The organism is Bacillus salipaludis (assembly GCF_004358205.1).
The window spans coordinates 1-15437 of the sequence record NZ_SMYO01000034.1; the positions used below are offsets into that span (position 1 = coordinate 1).

Annotated in this window: 14 protein-coding genes, 1 tRNA gene, 2 rRNA genes, 1 other RNA gene and 1 other annotated feature; of the genes, 13 read left to right on the plus strand and 5 right to left on the minus strand. The window is 40.1% G+C overall.

Translation table 11 applies throughout. From position 1 onward, the window contains the following. Positions 1 to 32: 32 nt before the first annotated feature. A 5S ribosomal RNA gene (rrf, locus tag E2K98_RS28475) occupies positions 33 to 149 on the plus strand. Positions 150 to 448: 299 nt separating this feature from the next. On the opposite strand, the gene E2K98_RS28480 is transcribed toward rrf, so the two are convergent. Then, positions 449 to 1396 carry a YaaC family protein gene (locus E2K98_RS28480; RefSeq protein WP_133340150.1) on the minus strand — a complete coding sequence of 316 codons (948 nt, stop codon included), beginning with the start codon at positions 1394 to 1396 and terminating at the stop codon, positions 449 to 451. A 108-nt stretch (positions 1397 to 1504) separates the two neighbouring features. On the opposite strand from E2K98_RS28480, the gene guaB reads away from it, so the two are divergent. The 4 genes from guaB to E2K98_RS28505 all read left to right on the plus strand — a co-directional run bounded on the left by guaB (position 1505) and on the right by E2K98_RS28505 (position 6541). Beyond that, positions 1505 to 2968, plus strand: a complete 1464-nt coding sequence (gene guaB / locus E2K98_RS28485; protein WP_133340152.1) for an IMP dehydrogenase — start codon at positions 1505 to 1507, stop codon at positions 2966 to 2968. 198 nt (positions 2969 to 3166) lie between these two features. After that, the gene (locus E2K98_RS28490) at positions 3167 to 4477 is read left to right on the plus strand and encodes a D-alanyl-D-alanine carboxypeptidase family protein (protein ID WP_208025443.1); all 1311 of its coding nucleotides are present in this window, start codon (positions 3167 to 3169) and stop codon (positions 4475 to 4477) included. An 89-nt stretch (positions 4478 to 4566) separates the two neighbouring features. After that, positions 4567 to 4789, plus strand: a binding site (T-box leader). 134 nt (positions 4790 to 4923) lie between these two features. Then, positions 4924 to 6198, plus strand: a complete 1275-nt coding sequence (gene serS / locus E2K98_RS28495) for a serine--tRNA ligase (RefSeq protein ID WP_133340156.1) — start codon at positions 4924 to 4926, stop codon at positions 6196 to 6198. A 250-nt stretch (positions 6199 to 6448) separates the two neighbouring features. Next, positions 6449 to 6541, plus strand: a tRNA-Ser gene (locus tag E2K98_RS28505). Positions 6542 to 7174: 633 nt separating this feature from the next. Here the strand turns inward: E2K98_RS28505 and E2K98_RS28510 are convergent. From E2K98_RS28510 to E2K98_RS28525, 4 genes are all read right to left on the minus strand, one after another. Continuing rightward, positions 7175 to 7876 (minus strand): deoxynucleoside kinase, encoded by a 702-nt coding sequence (locus E2K98_RS28510; protein WP_208025442.1) that lies wholly within the window; start codon positions 7874 to 7876, stop codon positions 7175 to 7177. A 10-nt stretch (positions 7877 to 7886) separates the two neighbouring features. Further along, positions 7887 to 8534, minus strand: coding sequence for a deoxynucleoside kinase (locus E2K98_RS28515; protein ID WP_133340162.1), 648 nt, complete (start codon positions 8532 to 8534; stop codon positions 7887 to 7889). Between the two features lie 192 nt (positions 8535 to 8726). Further along, entirely contained in the window at positions 8727 to 10010 is a 1284-nt protein-coding gene (locus tag E2K98_RS28520) for a LysM peptidoglycan-binding domain-containing protein (RefSeq protein ID WP_133340164.1), read from the minus strand. A 54-nt stretch (positions 10011 to 10064) separates the two neighbouring features. After that, positions 10065 to 10613, minus strand: a complete 549-nt coding sequence (locus E2K98_RS28525; RefSeq protein WP_133340166.1) for a cysteine hydrolase family protein — start codon at positions 10611 to 10613, stop codon at positions 10065 to 10067. Between the two features lie 68 nt (positions 10614 to 10681). Here E2K98_RS28525 and tadA point away from each other — a divergent pair, with 68 nt between their 5' ends. The 8 genes from tadA to E2K98_RS28565 form a co-directional block, all read left to right on the plus strand. Then, positions 10682 to 11215: a tRNA adenosine(34) deaminase TadA gene (tadA, locus tag E2K98_RS28530; protein ID WP_372512741.1), complete on the plus strand. Its 534-nt coding sequence runs from the start codon at positions 10682 to 10684 to the stop codon at positions 11213 to 11215. Between the two features lie 77 nt (positions 11216 to 11292). After that, an RNA gene (gene ffs, locus E2K98_RS28535) (signal recognition particle sRNA large type) lies at positions 11293 to 11557 on the plus strand. A gap of 166 nt (positions 11558 to 11723) precedes the next feature. After that, a complete protein-coding gene (gene dnaX, locus E2K98_RS28540; RefSeq protein ID WP_133340169.1) occupies positions 11724 to 13409 on the plus strand; it encodes a DNA polymerase III subunit gamma/tau in 1686 nt (561 codons plus the stop codon). A 20-nt stretch (positions 13410 to 13429) separates the two neighbouring features. Then, on the plus strand, positions 13430 to 13753 hold the full coding sequence (locus E2K98_RS28545) for a YbaB/EbfC family nucleoid-associated protein (RefSeq protein ID WP_372512556.1): 324 nt from the start codon (positions 13430 to 13432) through the stop codon (positions 13751 to 13753). 60 nt (positions 13754 to 13813) lie between these two features. Beyond that, positions 13814 to 14410: a recombination mediator RecR gene (gene recR / locus E2K98_RS28550; RefSeq protein WP_133340171.1), complete on the plus strand. Its 597-nt coding sequence runs from the start codon at positions 13814 to 13816 to the stop codon at positions 14408 to 14410. 19 nt (positions 14411 to 14429) lie between these two features. Next, positions 14430 to 14648 (plus strand): YaaL family protein, encoded by a 219-nt coding sequence (locus tag E2K98_RS28555; protein ID WP_133340173.1) that lies wholly within the window; start codon positions 14430 to 14432, stop codon positions 14646 to 14648. 86 nt (positions 14649 to 14734) lie between these two features. Continuing rightward, on the plus strand, positions 14735 to 14998 hold the full coding sequence (locus tag E2K98_RS28560; RefSeq protein ID WP_133340175.1) for a pro-sigmaK processing inhibitor BofA family protein: 264 nt from the start codon (positions 14735 to 14737) through the stop codon (positions 14996 to 14998). Between the two features lie 291 nt (positions 14999 to 15289). Beyond that, a 16S ribosomal RNA gene (locus E2K98_RS28565) occupies positions 15290 to 15437 on the plus strand; the annotation flags it as partial.

Consider the following 15437-nt stretch of genomic DNA (forward strand, 5'->3'; position numbering starts at 1 on the left):
AGTTTTGAGGGAATGATACCTCAAATAAATAGTCTGGCAATAATGGCGAGAAGGTCACACCCGTTCCCATACCGAACACGGAAGTTAAGCTTCTCAGCGCCGATGGTAGTTGGGGGCTGTCCCCCTGTGAGAGTAGGACGTTGCCAGGCATAATGAAGGACAACCTGACGAGGGTTGTCTTTTTTGTTATTTGAAAAAAGAAGTGACCATTATGATATTGTATTTAAAATAAAGCTGTGTAAGTAAAATATTGATTTTGAATAACGTTTGATTGGAACGGAAAGCACGAAGACTCCTGTGGGAGTACGGAACAGGGGAGACCCCACAGGAGCGAAGCGACGAGGAGACTCCCCGGACCGCCCACGAACCGCTTGTGCCTGGAGCGGAAATCAACAACATAGTTTAACGGAGCCTAAACAAAAGCCAGGCTCCTAATGTCCTGGTCGTTTCAATTCATTAAATACTCATAAATAAGAAATGGACCTTTTTTTAGGGTGCTATTTAAAAAGGATTGAATAAATGGGAAATCCTGATTAGGCATCATCTTCGTTAACTCACTCCACCATTCCGTTTCATAGCGGGCAATCATACTTAAGTTATAAAGAAGCAGATAATGAATTAAAAGTTCCGGAAAATGGAGAAATTCACTTTTTCGAATAGGGAGAACTAAGTGCCCTTTTTCCAAATGATATTTAAAGGGTGAACTGTTTTTCTGAAATGACCCATTAAACATGAAAGAAAGTCCTTCTTCGGAAAAGGAAATAGGATGCATAGATTTCGATGTCAAATACTCCTTTAGTCGATTTTCTGTCATATGGTAATGGTCTAATAATTTATCAGGAATTTCAAATTGTTCTCGTTCTCCCTGGTAGGGTATGCTTGAAAATGTCCTCGTTCCATCCAGTAAAAAAAATAAATCATCTAATTCAGGAATAAGTCTTAATAAATCCTCCATAATGACCTTTTCCCCTTCCAATTGTTTCATGTGAAACATTTTTTCTGACATGAAAGGAAAGAGTCCATTTTTTTGTAGTTTCACCTCATCAAGGAAGAATTGATAATTTTGCTTTTTCCGCTTTCTTGTTGAAACACCATGCGCTAACACACTTGTTGTTTCTGGATATGCCGGGTCAATAGTTAAAATACATGCCTTAATTAAATGAACCAAACCGTAAAAGAGAAGAATCGGTTTAAGAATCAGCGGAGACTTCTCTGCTTGTTCATAATAAATCTGTCCATGTTCCAAATAATATAAAAGGGCGTAACCGTTTTCATAGCTTTTTTGCTCAGGGTTTTCGATCATGCGTTTTTGATAATTGCGTTTTAAAAATAGCTGACAATATTCAGCTGAAAAGAAACACGAAAAGCTTTTCCAGTCTTTATAAGAGATATCCAATCTAAGATCACCTTTTTTCAGAATAATCAAATTAAAACTAGTTCCTTGACAGTATTTTGTCCAATTGATAACCTACAAATAAAAAAATTTGTCCTGGAGGCCTTAAAAATGTGGGAAAATAAATTTGTAAAAGAAGGATTAACCTTTGACGATGTCTTGTTAATTCCAGGTAAGTCTGAAATTCTGCCACGTGATGTAAATCTTCAAGTTGCGTTATCAGAAAACGTAAAGCTTAATATTCCAATTATGAGTGCTGGGATGGATACAGTAACTGAAGCTGAAATGGCTATTGCAATGGCACGCCAAGGCGGTTTAGGCATTATCCATAAAAATATGACCATTGAACAGCAGGCCGAGCAGGTTGAGAAGGTAAAAAGGTCAGAAAGCGGCGTTATTACAGATCCATTTTTCCTCACTCCTGAACATCAAGTATTTGATGCAGAGCACTTAATGGGGAAATATCGGATTTCAGGTGTTCCAATTGTCAATAATGAAGAGGAACAAAGACTAGTCGGCATCATTACAAATAGGGATCTCCGTTTTATACAGGATTACTCCTTTAAAATTTCAGATGTAATGACAAAGGAAGATCTTGTAACGGCACCTGTAGGGACAACATTGAAGGAAGCAGAAGAGATTTTGCAGCAGCATAAAATTGAAAAGCTGCCGCTAGTAGATCATGATGGGGTATTAAAAGGGTTAATTACCATAAAAGATATAGAGAAGGTTATTGAGTTTCCGAATTCAGCAAAGGATCGCCAAGGCCGTCTATTGGCTGGAGGAGCTGTCGGTGTTACAAAAGACACCATGATGAGGGTAGAGGCACTAGTTAAAGCGAATGTGGACGCCATAGTAGTCGATACAGCCCATGGTCATTCTAAGGGTGTCCTTGATACAGTAAAACAAATTAGAAGTGCTTACCCGGATTTAACTATTATTGCCGGGAACGTTGCAACAGCAGAAGCAACAAAGGATTTATTTGAGGCTGGCGCCGATGTGGTTAAAGTAGGTATCGGACCAGGTTCTATTTGTACAACCAGGGTCGTTGCTGGTGTAGGAGTTCCTCAGATTACAGCTGTTTATGATTGTGCAACCGAAGCAAGGAAACATGGCAAGACCATCATTGCCGATGGAGGAATAAAGTACTCCGGTGATATCGTTAAAGCACTTGCAGCTGGAGGCCACGCAGTTATGCTGGGAAGTCTGTTAGCGGGTGTATCTGAAAGTCCAGGGGAAACGGAAATCTTCCAAGGCAGAAGATTTAAAGTCTATCGTGGAATGGGCTCGGTCGCTGCTATGGAAAAGGGTTCAAAAGACCGTTATTTCCAAGAGGATAATAAGAAGTTTGTACCAGAGGGTATTGAAGGCCGCCTGCCTTATAAAGGCCCATTGGCGGAAACCGTTTATCAGTTAATTGGTGGATTACGTTCTGGTATGGGATATTGCGGGACAAAAGATTTAGAAGCATTACGAAACAACGCTCAGTTTATTCGGATGACAGGCGCTGGATTAAAAGAAAGCCATCCACATGATGTCCAAATAACTAAGGAAGCACCAAACTATTCTTTATAAGCTAAGCAGTTTGTAACATAGTAAGGAGGGACCATACCGCCCTCCTTTTTATTTTTGGAAAACAAATAGGTCTTTGCTCTGTCTATGATTTAAAGGGGAGTTATGTTAAAATAACCAAGGTGTATAAATTCGTTGGAGGGCATTATAGTGAATAAATATTTTTATAAAAAAAGTATTCCAGGCTTATTGGCATTAATTATGTTTTTTAGCCTATTTTCAGGCTTAAATAAAGCAGAAGCACAAGCGCCATTAAAGGTGAATGCTGATAGTGCAATTATTGTGGACGGAGAAACCGGAAAGGTTTTATACCAACAAAATGCTGACAGTTTACTTGGTATTGCCAGTATGTCAAAAATGATGACTGAATATATTCTGCTTGATGCCATTAAACATGGCAAGGTGAAGTGGGATCAACAGTATTCTGTGAGTGAGCTTGCTTATAAAATTTCACAAAATCGAAACCTATCAAATGTTCCATTAAGACGTGATGGTAAATATACAGTAAGAGAATTATATCAGGCAATGGCCATTTACTCTGCCAATGCTGCAACAATTGCTCTAGCAGAAGTGATTGCCGGTTCAGAAACAAACTTTGTAAAAATGATGAATGATAAAGCGAAACAATTGGGTTTAAAGAACTATAAATTTGTTAACTCTACTGGTTTAAATAATGGTGATTATTTTGGCCAGCAGCCTGCAGGGACAAGAGCTGATGAAGAAAATGTTATGTCCGCCTATACGGTGGCACAATTAGCCTTCCGCTTGATTCATGATTTCCCGGATGTATTAAAAACAGCTAGTATTCCAACCAAGAAGTTTCGAGAGGGTACAGATGACGAAATTAAGATGGATAACTGGAATTGGATGCTGCCAACATTAATTTACGGTTATCAAGGCATGGACGGTTTAAAAACAGGAACTACTGATTTTGCAGGAGCTTGTTTTACAGGGACTGCTATGAGGGATGGAAAAAGATTTATTACAGTTGTTCAAAATGCGAAAGATGCAAATGGAGCTACAAGCGATAAAAAGGCCCGTTTTGAAGAAACAAGAAAAATGATGGACTATGCCTTCAGTAATTTTAGCAAGGAAGAGATTGTCCCTTCCCATTTTCAAGTGAAGGGTCATAAAAACTTACCCGTGATTAAAGGTAAAGAAGACAGTGTTAAAATTTACTCCAAGTCAGCCATTGATATGATGGTTCTAAATGGCGAAAAACAAAATTATCAACCAGAATTGGTATTGGATAAAAATAAAATTAATAAAAAAGGTGAATTAACTGCACCAATTAAAAAAGGTGAAACCATTGGCTATTTGACGATTAAATCCAAAAAGGGCGACAAACTAAGTTACCTGAACAGTCAAGGGGAAAAGAGCATTAAAGTGGATGTGGTTGCCGCACAGGATGTAGAGAAAGCAAATTGGTTTGTTCTCATGATGAGAGGAGTCGGCAGCTTCTTCGGAGATGTTTGGGGCGGCATTTCTAAAACAGTTAAAGGCTGGTTTTAGAGGAATCTTTAATAGCAAAATATTTTGTATAATCTGGTTGCATTTAGTGGATAATTATAGTAGATTATTAAATACAAATCCTTAATATGTTTAAAGCAATGAGAGGAACTAGTAGCAGGAGTTTATTCTTAAGAGAGCCGGTGGCAGGTGAGAATCGGTGAATGGCGCTTGTGAATCCATCCTCGAGCAAGGTATGGAACCCTCCGATAAGGGGGCAGTAAATACTTTCGGCAGAAACCGTTAATTTTTTTCAAGGTGGGCAGACTTTTTCTGTCAACCAGGGTGGTAACGCGGGTAACTCTCGTCCCTGTTTTTAGGGGCGGGAGTTTTTTATTTTTTAGGCGCTGTTAAACTTGCTGTTGTTTTACGCTCTAGGCACTTCAGTCAACAGGTGTAAAATCAAATGGTCTTTAACACGGCCTATTTTAAAAAAGGAGTGGAAATATATGCTTGATATTAAATTATTAAGAGCTAATTTTACTGAAGTAAAAGAAAAACTTCAGCACCGTGGCGAGGACTTAACAGACCTTGGAAAATTTGAAGAACTGGACCAAAAAAGACGCGATCTAATTGTTGAATCTGAACAACTGAAAAGCAAGCGGAACGAGGTTTCCCAACAGGTGGCCGTTTTAAAGCGTGAAAAACAGGATGCTGACCATTTAATTAAAGAGATGCGCGAAGTTGGCGACAGGATTAAAACATTGGACGATGAGCTCCGCGGTGTTGAAGAAATATTGGAAATGTTATTGTTAAGCATTCCAAATATTCCTCATGAAAGCGTACCGGTTGGGGAAACGGAAGACGATAATGTAGAAATTAGACAATGGGGTAACGTAAGGGATTTCACCTTTGAACCAAAGCCGCACTGGGATATTGCAGACCACTTGGGCATCCTTGATTTTGAACGCGCGGGCAAAGTCACCGGCAGCCGTTTCGTGTTTTATAAAGGCCTTGGGGCTCGTTTAGAGCGGGCGCTCATGAACTTCATGCTGGACCTTCATGTCGATGAACATGGTTACAAGGAAATACTCCCTCCATATATGGTGAATCGCACAAGTATGACAGGAACAGGTCAGCTTCCAAAGTTTGCCGAAGATGCTTTCTTAATTGAAAGCGAGGATTACTTCCTGATTCCAACGGCGGAGGTGCCTGTTACCAATCTTCATAGGGATGAAATCTTAAGCGGTGAGGAGCTCCCTATTCGTTATGCGGCGTATAGTGCATGCTTCCGCTCAGAGGCCGGTTCTGCAGGACGTGATACTCGTGGCCTCATTCGCCAGCATCAATTTAATAAGGTTGAATTAGTGAAATTTGTGAAGCCGGAAGACTCTTACCATGAACTTGAAAAATTAACGAATGATGCGGAGAAAGTCCTTCAATTACTTGAACTTCCATACCGAGTATTAAGCATGTGCACGGGTGACCTTGGCTTTACCGCAGCTAAGAAGTACGATATTGAAGTATGGATTCCAAGCTACGGTACGTTCAGGGAAATTTCTTCTTGCAGTAACTTTGAAGCGTTCCAAGCAAGACGTGCTAATATTCGTTTCCGCCGTGATCCGAAAGCCAAGCCAGAGCATATTCATACATTAAATGGATCCGGGCTTGCAATTGGCAGAACCGTAGCGGCTATTTTAGAAAATTATCAACAGGAAGATGGCAGTGTGGTGATTCCTAAGGTTTTACAGCCATATATGGGCAGCCGCAGTGTAATAAAGTGAAACTTCAATCAGTGGGGGGTTTTTTATCCCCCACTGATTGTTAGTTGAACTAATCGGGCTTTTACGGGCATTTGACCCCTGCAGACTCTTCTTGTCTACGCTAAGCATTGAAGTAGGGGTCTTAGTGCCCGTTAATGCGGGATAATTCCAGAATAAGGTATATTTCGGACGGAGTTTTTCCGTCCGAAAAATTTCATTATTTTTGATTGACAATGAGAAGAATATATGATAAATTATTTTTTGTTGTCACGGAGGAATACCCAAGTCCGGCTGAAGGGATCGGTCTTGAAAACCGACAGGCGGGTTAAACCGCGCGGGGGTTCGAATCCCTCTTCCTCCGCCATAACTTTACTTAAATCGCGCATAAAAACTGGAGATAAAAAAATCGTTACAATTTATTGTAGCGATTTTTTTATGCACTTTTTTAGTGTTAAGACAGTTTAAATGGGTCACTGTAGAGAAAAGGGGCAAGGAATCAAGCGTTGATAAAGGTTATAGTGCCGGTAAAGAAGGGAAAGTCAGGAGCACGGTCACTGACAAGCGTCCATAGTGCCCGCAAAGAGGAAAAAGTAGAGGATGCGGTCACTAAGAAGTCCACATAGTACCGGTAAAGAAGGGAAAGTCAGGAGCACGGTCACTGACAAGCGTCCATAGTGCCCGCAAAGAGGAAAAAGTAGAGGATGCGGTCACTAAGAAGTCCACATAGTGCCCGTAAAGAAGGGAAAGTCAGGAGCACGGTCACCGACAAGTGTCCATAGTGCCCGCAAAGAGGAAAAAGTAGAGGATGCGGTCACTAAGAAGTCCACATAGTGCCCGTAAAGAAGAAAAAGTCAGGGGCACGGTCACTGACAAGCGTCCATAGTGCCCGCAAAGAAGGGAAAGTCAAGAGCACTGGCACCAACGAGGTCTCATAGTGCCAAAGATAAAGAAAAAGTAGAATAAAGCCTCATGAACTCATTAAGAAAGCACATACTGGTTACCCAATATGTGCCTTTTCTTTATTTAAGATTTCATTTAGTTTTTCTTCGACCTCACGGCAAACCTTTTTAGCATCCGCTTCACTTTTCACAACATCCGTAGTGTCCATATCAATAATAAGGACTTCACTTGCATCATACTGATTCAATACCCACTCATCATAGCCCTTCCACACCTCAAAATAGTATTCCTTCAATTCAGGGTTAATTTCGAAGCTGCGGCCGCGCGCCATGATGCGGTCAATTACCGTATCAAACGAACCTTTCAAGTAGACCATTAAGTCTGGAGCCTTTTTAGGGAGCTCTTTTAATTCTTCCATCATATTTTCAACAAGCTCTTCATATATTTTAAATTCCAGGTCGGAAATTCTGCCGAGATTCTTATTTACATATGCAAAATACCAATCTTCATAAATGGAGCGATCCTGAATCGTGTAAACCGGTTCCCTCCAGTTAATGCATTCCTTCACTGTTTTAAAACGTTTATTTAAGAAAAATAACTGTAAGAGGAAAGGGATTCTTTTTGCATCCAATTCTTCTGGAGTCAATTCATAATAGAGCGGGAGAATTGGATTATCATCCACCGCTTCATAAAACACCTTACTTTCAATTCCTTTATTTTTAAAGTGTCCACTTAAGGTGTCAGCTACACTTGTTTTTCCCAGGCCAATCATACCACCGATAACAATACTCACGAACATCCCCCTGTTCTTATAATGTATTAGACCAACTGTTTTGTTTTAATGAATTCGATAGTTTTTTAATAATATGCTGTAAGTCCTCTTCATTTTTTACAAAATCTAACGCATCGCCGTTAAAGCGGAGAACGGGTATTTCTGGATGTTCCTGTTCAAAGCTTGCCAGAGCATTTTCATAATCAATTGAAAGCTGCTCTAAATACAATGGGCTGATATTTTTCTCAACCTCTCGTCCTCTGAGCTTGATTCGCTTTAATAACGTATCAAGACTAGCATTCAAATAAATAATGACATTAGGCTTTTGCATATCGGAAGTCAAAATTTGATAAATTTTGTAGTATTTCTCGTATTCTTGTTTATTCAGGGTCCGAGAAGCAAAAATCAAATTTTTAAAAATATTATAATCAGCTACTACCGCTTGATTTTTACTTAGATAATGAGTGCTGATATCCCCTAATTGTTTAAAGCGATTGCAGAGAAAAAACATTTCCGTCTGGAAACTCCATTCCTCTATGTTTTCATAAAATTTCCCTAAAAATGGATTCTCATCAACAATCTCTTTTAACAAAGCAAAATGAAAATGGTCTGAAATGGCTTTTGCAAGAGATGTTTTACCTACACCAATCGGCCCTTCAACGGTAATAAAGGGTGTATCCCCCATTGTATATCCTCCCTCTCCACTGCCTGATCTTTCTATAATGAACCAGTCTAAAAACCGGGTCTTTTTTACTGTCTTTTTAAAAGTGACACAAAGAATATTTTATCATAATCTTAAGCAGGAAGGGATATGGAATATTTTTTGAGATGTTAGTTTTTTATCGAATAAAAGAAAAAACTGCCGAATAGGGGCAGTTTATGCTCTTTTTGTTACGTTAAAATTGTCAACGATTAACAGCCAGTTTTGCGGGAAGGATAATCCTAATTTCCAATAGCTCATCCCCCGTAATTTTAATTCCTTAATTAAATCAAATTTTGCTTGGATGGAGCGGGCATCTTCAAACCAGACTTCATGCTGCTTGCCACTCTGAGTATATTTAAAAAACGGTGCTTGTGCCTTTGAATCATATTCAATTGGTACATTATGCGTGGCGGCAAGTTGAATCGCCTGTTGCGGGCTGACAGCTTTCGCAACTGAGCCTTGAACAAACGGCAATGTCCAGTCATAGCCATAAAGATTTTGCCCCATGAGAATCTTATTTGAAGGCATTTCACTGATGGCATACTCTAAAACCCTTCTAACAGGCCCTATGGGGGAAACCGCCATGGCAGGGCCGCCGCTATAGCCCCATTCATAGGTCATGATGACAACAAAATCAGAAATTTGCCCATGCGCTTTATAATCATGGCCTTCATACCATTTTCCTTTTTGCGTTGCACTTGTCTTTGGGGCAAGAGCCGTGGACATTAACCAGCCTTCATTTTTAAAGCGGGCCTTTGCCTTTCGTAAGAACGTATTATAAGCCTCACGGTCAGCAGGACGTAAATACTCAAAATCAAAATGAATATCTCTAAAGCCATACTTTTTAGCGGTTGCGACAATATTATTTAAAAATTTATCCTGAATGGCCATGTCTGTAAGTAAAATACGCCCCAACTCGTCACTAAATTGATCATTCTCCTGATTGTTAATGACCATCATCAAAACAACCTGATGGGATTTTGCAATCTCAGGGAAATTGTTTAATAATGGCTCTTTTAATGTTCCGTCGCGGTGGACCTGAAAGCTAAAAGGAGCCAAATAGGTCAAATATGGTGCTGCCTCTCTAGCGCTGCTTTCAAGGACGGGAGCAACAGTGGTCCCACGAGGTTCAACATAGGCATTAAAATCAGCAGGTCTTTTTTTCCCTTGAGGGATATAGAGCCGTAGACCTACAGAGAGCGGTTGTGTGGCTGATATACGATTAATAGTGGCAAGCTGCTGATAAGGAACTCCCACCTTTTGTGCAATACTATATAGGGTCTCTCCCTGTTTAACAGTATAAAAACTCCCGATAATTGGAATCACAATTGCCTGCCCAATTACAAGATTATTTGGATTTGGTAATTCATTCGCATCGATGATATCTTGAACGGTAGTACGATAAGCCTGGGCAATTGTTGTTAAGGATTCATTTCTTTGAACCACATGAATTTGCATGCTTTTCCCTCCTAACGCACATACGCTACAACAATCATATGAGCGTAAAAGAGGTTACATGATATAATTTTTAGCAGTTGCGGGCTGAATATTTGCTTTTAGTACATTTTGCATCATTGTTAAAGCATATTGATTATCTTGGTCATCTGCAGAGGCGATGCAGTTTTCCGGGACGTAAAGCTGAAATTCACGCATATAGGCGTCATTTGCGGTAAACAAAACACAAATATTTCCGGCAATGCCAGAGAGAATCAATGTGTTCACCTTTAATTGATGGAGCAGAGTATTTAGAGCAGTGCCGTAAAATGCAGAATGCTTTGGTTTAATTAAAAAATAATCATGTTCTTCCGGAAGCAATATTTCAAACACAGGCTGACTATACTGATTTCTACACAGTTCAATTATTTTTGTATATTCTGCCCGCCATAAATTATAGTGGTCATTAATAAAAATGACCGGTAGACCTTTTTCATTAAAGTTCTTCTTTAATTTTTTTATAGGATGGGCAATTTGCAGGGCCTTTTTTGCCAAAATTGGCCCGTGGGAAAAATCAAAGTTATTAATCATATCGATAATGATGAGTGCAGGATGGATATCCTTCATTAAATTACCTCCTCCTATTTTATAGTGTGGAAAGAGCCAATCAATCTTATCCTTGAAAGGAACAAATGATGACGGTGGATGTTAATCTAGATGAATACTATATGAAAGAAGCAATAAAGGAAGCGAAGAAGGCAGAGGCACTAAATGAGGTTCCGATTGGGGCCGTCATAGTCCTAGGGGATGAAATTATTTCCCGTGGCCATAATTTAAGAGAGAATGAACAATCTGCGATTGCGCATGCAGAGCTGCTGGCGATTGATCAGGCCTGCCGTAAAACAGGATCATGGCGACTTGAGGATGCTACCCTTTATGTAACATTGGAGCCTTGCCCTATGTGTTCCGGTGCTATTATTTTGTCCCGAATCAAAAGAGTGGTATATGGAGCACCCGATCCAAAGGGCGGTTGTGCAGGGACCTTTATGAATCTCCTTCAGGATGAAAGATTCAATCACCAAAGTGAGGTAACTCAAGGTGTTTTGGAGGAGGAGTGCGGCCAGTTGTTATCTTCCTTTTTTCGTGCAATCCGGGAGAGGAAAAAAGCAGAAAAGCGTAGGGAAAGGCAAGGGCAGATGGACGGGTTTACAAATATTGACATCGGATAAGCGTTGCATTTTCTCATAAATGTTAGTATACTAAAAAAGTGTCAGATATGACGCATTAAAAATTGTTATCAACTTTGCCGTGCTAGGCGGGGAGGTAGCGGTGCCCTGTACTCGCAATCCGCTCTAGCGAGGCTGAATCCCTTCCCGAGGCTCGTGACCTGTAGGGTCTGCCTTAAGTAAGTGGTGTTGACGCCCGGGTCCTGCGCAATGGGAATCCATGAACCATGTCAGGTCCGGAAGGAAGCAGCATTAAGTGGACGCTCTCATGTGCCGCAGGGTTGCCTGGGTCGAGCTAACTGCTTAAGTAACGCTTATGGGCGCCAGTCGAAGGAAGGTGCACGGCAGTTTAATTACATATTTTTTAGGAAATTACTCATCTCAGAAAAAATGGGATGAGTTTTTTTGTATATTCTAATATTTTCACTTCTTAATTAGATACGTTATAATGAAAAAAGCAGAAGCCTAGACAACAAAAGTTGATGAAAATTTGAGAAGGGGGCGATGTCCATTGGCTTATCAGGCTTTATATCGTGTTTGGCGGCCTCAAACCTTTATCGATGTCGTAGGACAGGAGCATGTGACCAAGACATTGCAAAACGCCCTGCTTCAACAGAAAATTTCACATGCTTATTTATTTTCAGGCCCAAGAGGAACAGGGAAGACCAGTGCAGCTAAAATCTTGGCAAAAGCGGTTAATTGTGAGCATTCGCCTGTTGCAGAACCTTGTAACGAATGTGCTGCATGTCGGGGAATTACTGATGGAACAATCTCGGATGTTTTAGAATTTGATGCAGCTTCAAACTCACGCGTTGAAGAAATGAGAGACGTACTCGATAAGGTAAAGTTCGCTCCCACTGCCGTCAAATATAAGGTCTATATCATTGATGAAGTGCATATGCTATCCATTAGCGCCTTCAATGCCTTATTAAAAACGTTAGAGGAACCACCCAAGCATGTAATTTTTATTCTGGCGACAACCGAGCCTCATAAAATCCCACTAACGATTATTTCAAGATGTCAGCGTTTTGACTTTAGAAGGATTACAGCAGGGTCGATTGTAAAGAGAATGAAGCTAATTGTTGATGAAACGGGTGTAGATTGCGAGGAACAAGCACTGCAAATGATTGCTAGGGCAGCAGAAGGTGGTATGCGTGATGCATTAAGCTTACTGGACCAGGCAATATCGTTTAGTCAAGACCGTGTAACAGTAGAGGATGCACTAACCGTAACAGGATCTGTGTCACAAGGATTTTTATATAAGTTGGCTCATGCTTTTCAAGAAAAGGATGTTGCAAGTGGATTAGAAGCGTTAGAGGAGCTTTTATTTCATGGAAAAGACCCGGCTCGTTTTATTGAGGATTTAATTCTATTCTATCGGGATTTACTTCTCTATAAGACTGCCCCCAATCTTGAGGAATCCTTAGAAAGAGTGACGCTTGACAATGAATTTCAAAAAATGGCGGAAACGATCCCTACTGAACAAATTTATCTGATGATTGACCAACTAAATAAAACACAGCAGGAAATGCGTTGGACCAATCATCCGAGAATCTTTCTAGAGGTTGCAATCGTAAAGTTGTGCCAAATCGAAACCAAACATTCTGATCAGGCTGCACCTGGGCAAATCTCTCAGCTTCTAGCAAAAATAGAACAGCTTGAAGATGACCTGCGGCAATTAAAAACGAATGGAATACAGGCAGCACAGGAAGCTCCTGCACCTGTACAAAAAACAGCACCTAGGACATCAAGAAAAGGATTCCAGCCTGCTGTTGGCAAGATAAATGAAGTTTTAAAACTTGCGACTAAAAATGATATCAATCAAATTAAAAGTAATTGGGCGGAAATGCGGTCACGGCTAATGAAATCACACGCAGCCTTATTAAATGAGGCTGAGCCTGTGGCAGCTTCGTCCACTGCTTTTATTTTAAAATTCAAGCATGAAATTCACTGCCAAATGGCCATGGATAACAACCGCTTTATTGAAACGGTCATGTCTGCACTACAAGAGTTAACCGGCCATCGGTTTACAATCCTTGGAGTGCCTGAAGATCAATGGTTGTCCATTCGGGAAGGTTTTCTAAGTCATCAACATGCTGAAGATGGAGAAGGGAAAGACTCCCAAGAGGGGGAGCAACCCCACATATCTGAAGCGAAAAAACTATTTGGTGCTGAATTTGTAGAAGTTATTGACTAATAAAAATGGAGGTAATGTAAATGATGCGTGGCGGCGGAATGGGAAATATGCAAAATATGATGAAGCAGATGCAAAAGATGCAAAAGAAAATGGCGGAGGCACAGGAAGAACTAGGTAAACAGCAAATTGAAGGTACTGCCGGCGGAGGGATGGTTACCGTCATCGTCTCCGGTCATAAAGAAGTATTAGAGGTTAAAATCAATCCTGAAGCTGTTGACCCTGATGATGTAGAAATGCTTCAAGACTTGGTGCTTGCTGCAACAAATGATGCACTTAAAAAGGCAGAAGAATTAACCAACAATACAATGGGACAATTCACTAAAGGAATGAATCTTCCTTTTTAATGTCCGACATTAGCGCTTGTAGGGGTGCATACGCATTTCTAAGGAGAGGAATAATATAAAATGCATTATCCAGAACCGATCTCAAAGCTGATTGACAGCTTTATGAAATTGCCAGGTATCGGTCCGAAAACGGCCGCTCGTCTGGCCTTTTTTGTCTTAAGCATGAAAGAAGACACTGTATTAGATTTCGCTAAGGCGCTTGTAAATGCCAAACGTAATTTAACTTATTGCTCAACCTGCGGTCATATTACTGATCAAGATCCCTGCTATATTTGTGAAGACGAGCGAAGGGACAGGAGTATCATCTGTGTTGTTCAAGACCCTAAAGATGTTATTGCAATGGAAAAAATGAAGGAATTTAATGGTTTATATCATGTCCTTCATGGAGCCATTTCACCAATGGATGGAATAGGTCCAGAGGATATCAATATCCCTGACCTACTAAAGAGACTTCAGGACGAAACAGTGCAGGAAGTCATACTAGCAACCAACCCAAATATTGAAGGGGAAGCAACAGCCATGTACATTTCCCGGTTATTAAGGCCATCAGGGATTAAGACAACAAGAATTGCTCATGGCCTGCCAGTTGGGGGAGATCTTGAGTACGCAGATGAAGTTACTTTATCAAAAGCCTTAGAGGGTCGAAGAGAATTATAATGTACCGGGGGAATCATTCATGTTTTTTCGACGAAAAGGATGGCTTCGAAAAGAATTTGATGAAAAGCTCTTAACCCAATTAAATAAATTTAAAGAAAATTCACAGCAGCAAAAGGTACTCTTGGAGAAGTGTTTTGATCCTTCAGAAGAGGTTATATGTCAAACAAAGATCGCAGAAGCTAAATACTTCTTCTTAATAAGAGAAGCCAAACAGCGGAATGTATCTTTAAAAAGATAATTGAAAAGCTATCTCATTCTTAGGTCTTTTTTAGATAACTCGTACATAGTTATTAATAAAAGTAATCTGGGAGGGGGATAGCTTTTTTGGAACCAATTATCATAATCTCTGTTTTAGGGGGACTCATTGTTATATTATTATTTTCAGGTGCTCCTTTTAAGCCGGCCCGATTTATTGGCCAAGCTGCGATTAAATTAGTGATTGGAGCATTGTTTTTATTTTTCTTAAATGTGGCAGGTAATCGATTCGGAATACATGTGCCGATAAATTTTGCCACATCAACTGTTTCAGGTTTTCTTGGGATCCCTGGAATGGTTGCCCTAGTGGCTATACAAAAATGGGTCATCTAGTTTGAAAAAAGCCGTTCTTAGAGCCGGCTTTTTCTTTTTGAAAAAAACTTTCAAAAATCTATTGACCTATCAAAAATATTACTGTAATATATTAAAAGTCGTCAGCGATTGACGAATGAAAGCAAAAAAAGTTATTGACTTAAATAATTTTAAATGTTATATTAATAAAGTCGCTTTTGAGTGACGAAGAGAAATTGATCTTTGAAAACTAAACAAACAAAAACGTCAACAACCAATAATATTCATTTCATTTGAAATGAAGCCAACGTAACAAAATGAGCTAAATCAAATTTCTTGGAGAGTTTGATCCTGGCTCAGGACGAACGCTGGCGGCGTGCCTAATACATGCAAGTCGAGCGAATCAATAGGAGCTTGCTCCTGTTGGTTAGCGGCGGACGGGTGAGTAACACGTGGGCAACCTGCCTGTAAGACTGGGATA